An 11212-nucleotide genomic window follows, 5' to 3' on the forward strand; every position below is an offset into this window, starting at 1 on the left:
CTGCTAAGAAGTCTACTGCTAAGAAGTCGACTGCTAAGAAGGCTACTAAGCGTAAGGCTGCTAAGAAGTCTACTGCTAAGAAGGCGCCTGCTCGAAAGAGAAAGGCGACACGTAGAAGGAAGTAATTTTCCCTCTATTGTAGTTAGTAATACTCTACTCCGTCTCGACTTGATCGCAGACGGGGTGGAGTTTTTTTTCGCAAAAAATTAGCCCACCAGGGGTCTGAACAGATTCAAAGCTCACGCGGACTAGAAACCGAGATCCACACCAACCCTATTAGCCAAGAGCCGTTCAGTGCCGAGCTGAGACCCAAAGAGCTGGCCCCCAGAGAATATAATTCGAAACTCCCAAGCACTACTGCCATCTAGCCCATCTCGCAAGGGAGCAGCCACATCAATTCTCACCACACGCTCTCCGTTCGAACGCGGGAAACCGACTCGCAGCCCGAAACCAACATCAGAGTACATTTCATCAGTAAAAAGCTCTCTTATTGGCTCATGAGTAGCTCCACCAATATCAACAAAGAAGCTCATTCCGAGACTAAAGAAATCATAAAGGTTATCAACAATATGGACTCGATCCTCGATATTAAGGGCAAACCGCTTATCACCCGAGAATGTTCTCGCATCATATCCCCTCAATATGTTGTCTCCACCTGCGAGAAATTCTCGATCTGGGTCAAGGTCGAAAGAATAATCAACGAAGGAACGAACGAGCAACGTATGATTCCCGAAGGGTATATTGCCCCACTCGACCGGGCCAAAGGGAGATATATATTGACCCTCTAATGAGAAAATAGAGTTCTCAAAACCATGCGCCAGTAAGCGAGTATCTAATGTCATTTCCCACCTTGCAAAGCTTCTCTCACGCAGCCGATATCCCTCACCAAAGGCAGCTCGTAGAAGGAATGCATCATCATGGGAACCGAGGAAGGCAGGAGCGAGCTGAGCACTACTCTCGAATCGCTGGCCAAGGTTGAAGTCCTCAACTCTCGAGAAGCGATCAACGTAATTGCGACGAATAAAATCTTGCTCGATATACTGGTATGAAAGAACTGGTCCTACGAACTTCCTATCATCAGCAAGCTCACCTCCCTCTGGTCGCAAGTCCGCGGGATCAACACTGACATCCTTATAATCCTGAGCAGTGGGTGCACGAAAGCTATCAGAAAGATAGGAAAGGCCAAGACTAAATCGCCGAATTTCACTACGAGGATCACCGACGGCGAAGGCGTATGATGCTCCGATACTCGTGGTCTTTTTCCGATAAATAAAGCGTTCTGTCCCGGCTATGAATTGGCGCTCGATTGTATCGCTAAAAAGTGCCTGATGTGACCACGCATTATCCTGCGCAAGAGAACGAAACGGATCTCCAAAATCATAGAAGAACTGCTCACCCTCAGCCCCATGCTCCAGAGCAAGTTGCCCCTGGTACTTGGTCCCAAAGAGTCTCCGGCTATCGAAGGCAGCTTGCAGTGTGTCCGCTCCATCATTATCTTGAAAAAGAACCTCAGCCCTATTCCCGTATCCCAGTAGGTTCCCCTCAGAGAAACCAAATGCCCGTCGAGTTCTTCCATCCCCCGAAGAAAATGACATTTGAGGGATAATCGTCCACGTATCTTGAACCTCTATTCGGACATCAACGACCTTCCCTCTATCAATTGGAATAACCCTCGCATCACGAAGATATCGAAGCTGACGAAGCAATCTCTCGGTCTCATACACAAGAAATGGATCGTAAGGAGCACCTTTCTTGAACTGAACCTCCTGCATCACCATACTCTTTTTTGTCTTGATTTTTAGATCATTGGCGAGCTTGTAGAGAAGATTCGTTGGAGGATCAAAAATATCACGAATCTTAATCTCAACATCACCAAATACTTTGCTCGTACTCGGCTCTTCCCTCTCTGAAGGATCGGGGGCGCTCCGCATGGAGAGCGGATCTATCTGCGGAACCATAGGCTCTAACGACTGAGACGTCTGAGAGTACGCTTTGTCAACCACAAGAAGCGGAAGATTCAGACCGAATGGGGCAAAACCGAGCCAGCCCAAAAAAACAATGAATTGAATCCAGATACCAGAGTTCGTGAACTGAGATAATCGGGAGCGCGTTGACTTAGAGTCAGAACTTTGGAGAATTCGGCTAATTCTATTCATGCCTTATGCCACCTGATTTCATGAGTTCATGAACTAACAATTTATCGTAATTACTTGAAATGATACCTAGTCATTATACCCAGCCGATGAGTATTAAAACCCCCTTTATTGAGTGTCTATACCCATCCGCTCCCAGAGCCGAGCGAGAGTCATCATACTCAGTGAAAGAAAAAAAGCCAAAAATCCCACGATTCCAAGTTGTTGCATGGAGTAAGGGCAAGGTACAATAAACGAACCAATAACTGTAGGAAAACGTATGCTCATTGCTGATCAGCCAATCGACGGCGATATGCCGCAAACACCTCAGACCATCGACCTAGAGGCGAGCGTTGCCAGAAGCTTGTTCCTGGGGAATATCGTTGAAGAGAACATCTTTCCCTTTCCTCAAATTGCGCCAGATGAGAAAGAGACGCTAGAACTGGTCTTGGATTCAATCGATAAGTTTTTGTCTGTGCACCAGGAAGACTTCCCAAAGTTTGATGTCGAGGGATCACAGCCAACCGAGTATATCGAACAACTTAAAGACCTTGGGCTCTTTGGGCTCATCATTCCAGAAGAGTTTGATGGGTTGGGGCTTTCGAATAAATCTTATGCAAGAGTACTACAACAGACGGGACGGTATGATGGGTCAACATCTCTCACCATTGGTGCTCACAGTTCCATTGGAATGAGAGGACTGCTCCTATTTGGAAATGAAGAACAGAAAAAGCGTTATCTTCCAAAGCTCTCGACAGGAGAGATGATCGCAGCTTTTTGCCTCACTGAATCAGGCTCTGGTTCTGACGCTGGATCGATTAAGACCAGTGCAACCCGGCAAGCAGATGGGAGCTGGCTGCTCACAGGTGAAAAAATCTGGATTACGAACGGTCCCTTCGCTGACTTCTTCACGGTCTTCGCCCGTACTGATAGCGGGGATGGTAAGCTCTCTGCTTTTCTTGTCGAACGAAACTATGAGGGAATTTCTACCGGTCCTAAAGAGGACAAGATGGGCATTCGGGCAAGTGGGACATGCACCGTATCGTTTCAAGACGTTCACATCCCTGCTGAGAATCTTCTTGGGGAAGAAGGAAAGGGCTTTAAGATCGCCATGGCTATCCTTAATAGCGGTCGCTCCGGACTAGGAGGTGGCTGCGTTGGAGGAATGAAAGAGTGTATTAAACTCGCAACAGAACAGGCACTAAATAGAAAGCAGTTTGGACGTCCTATCGCGGAGTTCGAATTAATAAAAGAAAAAATTACTCGTATGACCGTGCTGTGCTATGCCGCCGAGAGCCTCATGACTCTCGTGGCTCACTACAGCGATGTCGGTTGTCGCGATTACTCCGTAGAGGCTGCAATTAGTAAGATTTTTGGCACTGAGTCTCTCTGGACAGTGGCTCACGATGCCCTACAAATTGCCGGTGGGAATGGATTTATGCGCGAGTATCCCTACGAACGGATCGTGCGTGATTCTCGAATTAATATGATCTTTGAGGGAACGAACGAGATACTCCGGCTCTATATTGCCTTAACAGGTTTTAAAGGAGCGGGGGAATACCTAAAAGAAATTGGTCAAGGGGGAGCAAAAATCTTTAATGACCCCATTAAAGGGTTCGGAGTTCTCAGCGGTTATGCCGCAAAGAAGTTCACACAACTTACTTCGCTTGGTCGTGACCGTATCAGTTTTATTCCCCGCTCATTAGAGGATGAAGCAGCGATAGTAGAGCAATACGTCATTGAGTTCTCCCGAGCAGTTGAATCAATTCTGAGACGTCACGGGAAGGGTATCATTGGAAAGCAATTTATTTCGCAAAGAATAGCGAACACTGCCATTGATCTCATGACAGGGCTAGCCGTTCTCTCCCGCACTACCCATCTCATTCAACAAAAGGGCGAAGAAAGGTGTGAGACGGAAATCAAAATAACTCGTGTCTTCATTCAACAGGCAAAACGCCGAATCAATCAGAATCTGAGAAGAATCGATAAAAATGAAGATAAGCTACAGCGAGATATCGCAGAGGCAGTTCTTCAGCAAGGAGGATACCTCTGGGACATCCTCTAGCGTAGAGCAAGGAGAAAGAGGAAGGCAGGTGAAAGTTGAGGTCACACTACTTGACCAAGAAAGGCGAGATAGCGGTCTACCGACAGCATCTGCGGCGAATACCAGAAAAGACTCTCTCCGTATTCTCTCGCTGAACATAGCTCATGGAAGAGGCGAACGCGCGCACCAGCTATTTCTAGGTGAAGCCACCATACGCCATAATCTGTTAGAGATCGCTGAGCTACTCAGGCGTGAGAATATTGATCTTGCTGGTCTGCAGGAATGCGATATCTCTTCTTTCTGGAACGGTCAATTTAATCATCTTGAATATATTCAAAAAGAACTTTCTTCATCTCTTCCGTTCGGTGCATGTGCTGCACACATGAAGGCACCGCGCCTTTCCTATGGAACAAGCATAATCTCTTGTCTGCCGCTCCGAGAGGTAGAAGGATTTCGATTTGCCGAAAGACTCCCACTTCCAAGAAAAGGGTTTATTGCAGCGCGGCTGAGCTGGCCAGACAACTCAGCATTTCAGTTTTTATTCTGCTCTGTTCACCTCGACTTCTTACGACTCGAACAACGGATGCAACAGGTCAAACAACTATCAATGTTTCTCAAAGAACATAATCTTCCAATTATAGTAGTTGGTGATTTCAATTGTGGATGGAATGACTCCAATTCGGCACTGAGGCAGCTTGCAAGAGAGTGTGAGCTTCACACCTACAAACCAGAGCTTGAGACTTCTACATTTCGATTCCGAGCCGTGCGATGGGACTGGGTAATGGCAAGTGAGCACTTTGCGATTACCCAACATTCCGTGCTGAGCGACCGTCTGTCAGACCACAAGCCCGTTGTAGTTGAAATAATAAGGCGGCAGTGATTTCGTGGTGAATAGAGTGAGGGATGAAGCTGAGCAGGGATACTGCGATGGGATGCTCGTAGATCTACCAGCCTCCCATCGCTATTGCGTAAACTGAATTAGAACCTAAAACCGTATCCGGCAATAAGCTTATGCTCGTTTACATCGGCCGCACGCGCTCCGCCAGACTGACGAAAGTCATCTCTGCGGTGAACGTACTTAAACTCTGCAAAAGAACTATCAGTCAAATGCACTCGGACTGGTACTTCCACCTGAAGAGACATCGTGTCTTTACTGGTCTGGTTCACTCCCAGAGGAATAACTCTCTGATCGTCTTCGAACTTATACAGCCCTGTAATCTCAATTCCTCCAGAGACATCATCCCCATGGTAAAGCGCCTTCACTCCGAAAGGAATATAAAGAGTGTCTTGTCCAGAACGAACATTGACTCCACCCAGCGGGAACTTATTATCCGCGCCTAAGTATGAAAGACCAATGTACGGACTAAGAGTCCAGCCAGCTAGCCCTTCACCGCCATCGTAGTTCTTTCCAATTTTCGCCGTCACAAGGTCGCGCTCAAACGAAGAAAATGTTCCCGTCGTTTGTTCAAAATTTCCGTAACTGCGCGTGTACTCAAGGTTATAATACAGCTCACACGAGAAATTCGACTCAATTTCTATGTGATACTCATTCAAGTCCCCGTCAATATCAAAACCGCTGTCTACTCCACTTACCCAGCTTTGGCCTGCACCGATGATCATAGTTGGCCCAGTAGAGTCATGATGATCAGCCTGTAGCGGCCCGGCTAAACCCAGCACACATAAGGCTGACGCGATAAAGGAAGGGAGCATCAATCTACTTCTCATAATATCTCCATCTATTGTTTGGTCGTTTACACTAGCTCTCTGATACGATGCGAGTCCCTTCACAAGAATGGTGGCAAGACTTAGTACGGGCTCCTGAGGATGACGCCTCAGTTTCAAGCCCCAAACACCGAATACGTCAGTACCCTACTATCACTCAGCACAGCCGTCACCTGTAAAAATAAAGCTCCAACTCGCTCTAGATTCAAAGGAAGCGCTAGTACAGCGGGAACAGGGCTTCTTCATCTCTTTGTGGTATGCTTCACTCAAAACGCATAGGCAAACACTCGCTTCACTCCGATGGATACACTCGACTTTCTTGATATGCTCATTCGAACCCTCGGCGCATTACACGCGGCAGTCGCTGTATTCTATGTTCGAAACTCACGAGGAGCTATCGCTTGGGCGGGTGGACTCCTCTTTTTACCCTATCTTACACTGCCTCTTTTTTGGGCTTTTGGTCCTCGCCGCTTCTTCAACTACAGAAAAAAGATTCTACAGGCGGGCGCAATATACGAGCAGGGGCGGGGAAATGCGCTCTCTGGGGGAATGCATCATGGCGACCATCACTTTTCACTACCGCCCCCCTTCGAAGATGACCAGCTCTTCTTCCAACGTCTCAGTGGAGGAGAGTTCTGTACTGGTAACCGTATCGACGTGTTTCGAAGTGGTGAAGAGTACTTTTCAACTCTCCTGGCAGAAATCGAAAAAGCTCGAGAGTATATCTTTCTCCAGTTTTATATTGTTCGAGCAGATGAGGCAGGCAATGAACTCGCAGAACTCCTCGCAAAGAAATCAGGAGAAGGAGTTCGCATATACTTCCTCTTTGACCAGATTGGCTCAGCCTGGCTCTCTAGAAAATATATAAAGCGTCTGAGAGCAGCAGGGGTTCATATCGAGTCCTTTCGCACCAATCGTTGGTTTCGAAACCCGTTTCTCTTAAATTTCAGAAATCATCGAAAAATTGTTGTTTGCGATTCGAAAGTAGCCTTCATCGGGGGCTCAAATATTGGGCGAGAGTACTTTCAGCTTACCCGTCGCTTCAAAAGGTGGCGAGATACCGATATCCAGATCCGCGGACCTGTGATTGCTGACATACAACGCTCCTTCGAGAAAGACTGGTTCTGGGCAACAGAACAGCGGCTGCCTGGCATACACACCTCATGCGAGCCCGCTGAAGAGAACCTTTCTGTGATCGCTATTCCTACGGGGCCCGTTTCAGAGCTTGATGAAGGAAGCCTCCTCTTTCATCATCTCATCACCCTCTCACAAAAACGTGTTTGGATTGCCTCTCCATATCTGGTTCCCGACAGCGGAATTATTCAAGCTCTCCAGTTAGCGGTGCTTCGGGGGGTAGATGTTCGGATTCTACTCCCGACTATCTGGGACCATCCTCTCGTGTCTCTTGCTACTGCATTTTATGCAAGAGAGATGGTAACAAGCGGGGCTCGCGTATACCGATATCAACCTGGCTTCATGCATCAAAAAGCTCTCCTTATCGATGAAGACTTTTCTCTCGTCGGGACGCCGAACCTCGACAATCGCTCACTCCACATCAACTTCGAGATCGCGCTGCTCGTACATGGCAGAGACTTCGCTAAAAAGTGCGAAGAAATGTTGGAAGATGACTTTAAGAACTCAGTAGAGCTCACTGAAGAACGCTTCCTCAGAGAGTCGCAAGCATTTGTCCTGGCGACTCGTTTTGCACGGCTCTTCTCGCCTCTTCTGTAAACGAGCCGACTTCACGAGCATACTCGTAAGGAATGACGGAAGTTATCGACTTTTCTGATGAAATTCGCTATGACTGAACACCGTCAGAGAACGATACAAGAGGAGGAAGAGTGATGTCTTTTGAACTACCAAAACTCGATTACGCCTACGACGCGCTAGAGCCAGCAATTGATGCCCGCACGATGGAGATTCACCATACGAAGCACCACCAAGCTTACACCACAAAGTTAAATGAAGGACTCGCAGGCACCTCTTTTGAAAATAAGCCTATTGAAGAAGTCTTAAAGAACCTCTCAGAGCTCCCAGAAGCAAAGCGTCAGGGCATCCGAAACAATGGAGGAGGCTTTTACAACCACTCACTCTTTTGGCGTATCCTTGCTCCAGAATCAGAGATGACCGCTGCAGGCCCTCAGGGAGAACTCGCGGAGGGGATTAAGAGTGCATGCGGAAGCATTGATGACTTCAAGACCACCTTCGAAGCGAAGGGAGCAGGGCAGTTCGGCTCTGGTTGGGCATGGCTCGTACTCAGTAGCGATGGAGCACTGAAGGTAACTTCAACACCAAATCAAGATAACCCATTGATGGCAACCGTTGCTCCCGAGGAGCAGGGAACACCAATTCTTGGAGTGGATGTATGGGAACATGCCTACTACCTCCATTACCAGAATCGACGACCTGATTACCTCAAGGCATTCTGGAGCGTCGTGAACTGGGATCGAGTCTCAGAAAACCTTGATAGAGCGAAGAAAGGCGAGTCAATTCTCTGTTAAATGGGCACACTCGTTCTCAACCAATAAATCCGCCCTCCCTTTCTGCTCCCATCTGATTGAAGGGGATGGCGGAGTGTATATTTTCCACCAAGGTATCAGCCATGATTCTTCCAACGCCAACACAGCTTCTTCTCTTCTCGCTCTTACCGACTGTCATGATTGCTGCGTTTCTCATTATCACTCGAGTATCTCGACGCTCACATGAAGAAAGCTTAAGAGAGTGTGCTGGATACAGGGCTCGTATGGAGGAAAAGGAGAATCAAATTCTGAATCTCACTCAGGAGAACGAGGCCCAATCGAATGAAATGAAAGTCCTTCGCTCCCATCTCACTGAGAGCCAAACAGCTCGTGGACTTCTCGAGGAGCGAATTACATCGCAGGGAAGAGAAATCGCCGAGATACAAGAAAAATTTCAGCTTCAGTTTGAAAATTTAGCAAATAAGATTTTTGAGGAGAAGGTTAAGTCTTTTAAGACGCAGTCAAGCGAGAGTCTTCAACACCTACTAAGTCCCCTCAGTGAAAACTTGAAAGACTTTAAGAAGGTGATGACCGAGTCATTCAGTGAAGAACAACGTGAACGGTACTCGCTAAAGAACGAGATCGATCGGATTTGTACTCTCAATGAAAAAATGACGATTGAGACAGAGAGCCTTACTCTTGCACTGAAAGGAGACTCAAAAACGCAAGGAACCTGGGGAGAGGTTGTTCTTGAAAGAATCCTCGAAGAGTCAGGGCTGAGGAAGGGAGACGAGTACTCAGTACAAGGTGGCGGCATGAAACTGAAGAATCCCGAGAATGGACAAAGCGCGCGACCCGACGTCATTATCCACTTACCGCTCAGTAAGCACATTATAATTGATTCAAAGGTTTCTCTTGAGCCATACCGCCGCTTGATAGAGATTGACGAACGGCAGGACGAAAAGGCACATGCAGCTGCCCTAAAGGGCTTTCTGACATCTATTCGGAATCATGTAAACGGGCTCTCTGAGCGCCGATATCATGATATCGAAGGGCTCCAATCGCCAGATTTTGTACTCATGTTTATGCCCGTGGAGGCTGCTTATGCCACAGCAATACAAGCGGACAGAGACCTTCACTCCTACTCGTGGACCATGGAATCTCTTTGCTACTCTACAAACCATCAGTTCACTGTGGAGAATCCAACGTCAAAGTGCCAACGCGGATGAAATTGCTCGCCGTGGCGGAGCGCTCATTGATAAGTTCACGGGATTTCTAAGCGATATAACAAAGATTGGAAGTCAAATTGAAGGCCTCCAGAATACATACGCAGCGGCTCGCAACAAACTTTCAGACGGGCAAGGGAACCTTGTTCGACAAGCGGAGTTATTAATTGAACTCGGCGCGAAGAACTCAAAAGAAATTCCTGCTGATTTCACCAAAAGTGAAGCCACTATAGAAGACTCAATCAGAGAGGCATAAAAACCGATTGTATTTTTTTATTGGTAGGTATTGTGCTTTTTGGTTATTGCGATGAAAGTGAAAAACGAACATCAAGGAGCGCATCGTGAGCAGACAAGAAGAAGTGACCAATCCAAAGCTGGCAGGGAAAGAGTGTTGCCAGAAGAATCCATGCTGCACAATTGGCATAGCAAGTTTACTTATCGCAATCGGCCTTTCCCTCGCTGGCTATTTTGTCAGTCAGACCATTTATAACTCTAAAGTAGCCGTGAATACCTCCAGAGTAAGGGGGCTTGCGGAGAAGCTTGTGAAAGCTGATGAGGCAGAGTGGAATATAAAAATAAAGAAGTCTGATAGCACAGGACGACCAGTTACTGATATGTATAAAGAGGCGGAAGCTCAACAACAAGAAGTAATCCGAGTTCTCAGAGAGGGTGGATTTTCTGATGAAGAGATTGAACCCTCGGTGCTGGAGCTCACGACGAATGAGTATCGAGACAAGGCCCAGAAGCTCGTAGAGCGCGAGAATATCGTATATGGTTACGTTACAGTCAGAACAGGACAGGTTGAAAAGGTAATGCCTGTTCGAAAAGAGGTGAGCCAACTGATTGCCAAAGGCATTAGCATCGTAAATGGAGATCCCAACTACCGCTTCACAAAGCTCAACGATATCAAGCCCGAAATGCTAGAGGTTGCGACGAAAAATGCTCGAATAGCTGCAAATGAGTTCGCAAAAAATGCAGGGGTAAAGGTGGGAACGATCAGAAACGCCAGTCAGGGGAACTTCTCTATCACAGACTCAAACTCAGACTATGACTACGGACGCTCTCCAGACAAAAAGGTCAGAGTTGTTACTTCAATTGAGTTCTATCTCATAGAGGATTAGCAGTAAGGGAGCAGTTCTCCAATGGAGTTTCATTTATGACGAGCGAACTTTCAGACCCTGTGCTCCTTTTTGATGGTTCATGTGGGATGTGTTCTCGTGCAGTGCGCTTTGTGCTGGCTCACGAAACTTCAAAAGAGCTTATCTTTGTACCGAGTGCCTCTCCAGCGGGTGAAGAGCTCATTAAACGATTCGGTCTTGAACAGTATGTGGGGAATACCATGGTCTATATATCTCCCACTCAGCGTATTTCTGTCCGCAGCAGTGCAGTGCTTGCCCTTTGTCATCACTTAAGAGTTCCATATAAGTGGCTTTCGCTCTTGTCTTTTATTCCTGCACCACTTCGTGACCTCGGATACCGCCCCATAGCCTACTTCCGCCATCGAATCTCAAAACGACTGCCGGAAGAGTGTGCACTCTTTACAGAAGAGGAGCGAAAGCGGATAGTGCAGTGAGCTGCCCCTAAATAAAAGCCGTATGGGCTAACTCTCTCATTGAAACAAATTACTGA

The 11212-nt window shown here is 47.2% G+C and carries 11 protein-coding genes; 9 read left to right on the forward strand and 2 right to left on the reverse strand.

What is annotated here, in order from left to right; all coding sequences use genetic code 11:
* Window positions 1-125 (forward strand): DNA-binding protein (locus EBR25_10440; GenBank protein NBW41400.1); only part of this gene is annotated, 125 nt, incomplete at its 5' end.
* 123 nt (window positions 126-248) lie between these two features.
* Here the strand turns inward: EBR25_10440 and EBR25_10445 are convergent.
* On the reverse strand, window positions 249-2156 hold the full coding sequence (locus tag EBR25_10445; protein ID NBW41401.1) for a hypothetical protein: 1908 nt from the start codon (window positions 2154-2156) through the stop codon (window positions 249-251).
* 289 nt (window positions 2157-2445) lie between these two features.
* On the opposite strand from EBR25_10445, the gene EBR25_10450 reads away from it, so the two are divergent.
* Both EBR25_10450 and EBR25_10455 read left to right on the forward strand, forming a co-directional pair.
* Window positions 2446-4197: an acyl-CoA dehydrogenase gene (locus EBR25_10450; protein NBW41402.1), complete on the forward strand. Its 1752-nt coding sequence runs from the start codon at window positions 2446-2448 to the stop codon at window positions 4195-4197.
* Window positions 4124-5056: a hypothetical protein gene (locus EBR25_10455; protein ID NBW41403.1), complete on the forward strand. Its 933-nt coding sequence runs from the start codon at window positions 4124-4126 to the stop codon at window positions 5054-5056. Before EBR25_10450 ends, EBR25_10455 begins: the two co-directional genes overlap by 74 nt.
* Before the next feature lie 98 nt (window positions 5057-5154).
* Here EBR25_10455 and EBR25_10460 read toward each other — a convergent pair whose 3' ends face one another.
* Window positions 5155-5886 (reverse strand): hypothetical protein, encoded by a 732-nt coding sequence (locus EBR25_10460; protein NBW41404.1) that lies wholly within the window; start codon window positions 5884-5886, stop codon window positions 5155-5157.
* 312 nt (window positions 5887-6198) lie between these two features.
* Between EBR25_10460 and cls the strand changes: the two genes are divergently transcribed.
* From cls to EBR25_10490, 6 genes are all read left to right on the forward strand, one after another.
* The gene (gene cls / locus EBR25_10465) at window positions 6199-7629 is read left to right on the forward strand and encodes a cardiolipin synthase (GenBank protein NBW41405.1); all 1431 of its coding nucleotides are present in this window, start codon (window positions 6199-6201) and stop codon (window positions 7627-7629) included.
* A 113-nt stretch (window positions 7630-7742) separates the two neighbouring features.
* A complete protein-coding gene (locus tag EBR25_10470) occupies window positions 7743-8399 on the forward strand; it encodes a superoxide dismutase (protein NBW41406.1) in 657 nt (218 codons plus the stop codon).
* A gap of 65 nt (window positions 8400-8464) precedes the next feature.
* Window positions 8465-9586 carry a DNA recombination protein RmuC gene (locus EBR25_10475; GenBank protein NBW41407.1) on the forward strand — a complete coding sequence of 374 codons (1122 nt, stop codon included), beginning with the start codon at window positions 8465-8467 and terminating at the stop codon, window positions 9584-9586.
* Window positions 9399-9839 (forward strand): DNA recombination protein RmuC, encoded by a 441-nt coding sequence (gene rmuC / locus EBR25_10480; protein NBW41408.1) that lies wholly within the window; start codon window positions 9399-9401, stop codon window positions 9837-9839. Before EBR25_10475 ends, rmuC begins: the two co-directional genes overlap by 188 nt.
* A 160-nt stretch (window positions 9840-9999) precedes the next feature.
* Window positions 10000-10704, forward strand: a complete 705-nt coding sequence (locus EBR25_10485; protein ID NBW41409.1) for an SIMPL domain-containing protein — start codon at window positions 10000-10002, stop codon at window positions 10702-10704.
* A 35-nt stretch (window positions 10705-10739) separates the two neighbouring features.
* Window positions 10740-11156, forward strand: a complete 417-nt coding sequence (locus EBR25_10490) for a DUF393 domain-containing protein (protein ID NBW41410.1) — start codon at window positions 10740-10742, stop codon at window positions 11154-11156.
* Window positions 11157-11212: the final 56 nt, after the last annotated feature.

Source organism: bacterium (assembly GCA_009926305.1).
Lineage (GTDB): Bacteria > Bdellovibrionota_C > UBA2361 > UBA2361 > RFPC01 > RFPC01.

Coding starts and splice junctions, on each gene's coding strand:
- EBR25_10445 (NBW41401.1), bottom strand. CDS start 2,156: ATGAATAGAATTAGCCGAATTCTCCAAAGTTCTGACTCTAAGTCAACG.
- EBR25_10450 (NBW41402.1), top strand. CDS start 2,446: ATGCCGCAAACACCTCAGACCATCGACCTAGAGGCGAGCGTTGCCAGA.
- EBR25_10455 (NBW41403.1), top strand. CDS start 4,124: ATGAAGATAAGCTACAGCGAGATATCGCAGAGGCAGTTCTTCAGCAAG.
- EBR25_10460 (NBW41404.1), bottom strand. CDS start 5,886: ATGCTCCCTTCCTTTATCGCGTCAGCCTTATGTGTGCTGGGTTTAGCC.
- cls (NBW41405.1), top strand. CDS start 6,199: ATGGATACACTCGACTTTCTTGATATGCTCATTCGAACCCTCGGCGCA.
- EBR25_10470 (NBW41406.1), top strand. CDS start 7,743: ATGTCTTTTGAACTACCAAAACTCGATTACGCCTACGACGCGCTAGAG.
- EBR25_10475 (NBW41407.1), top strand. CDS start 8,465: ATGGCGGAGTGTATATTTTCCACCAAGGTATCAGCCATGATTCTTCCA.
- rmuC (NBW41408.1), top strand. CDS start 9,399: ATGATATCGAAGGGCTCCAATCGCCAGATTTTGTACTCATGTTTATGC.
- EBR25_10490 (NBW41410.1), top strand. CDS start 10,740: ATGACGAGCGAACTTTCAGACCCTGTGCTCCTTTTTGATGGTTCATGT.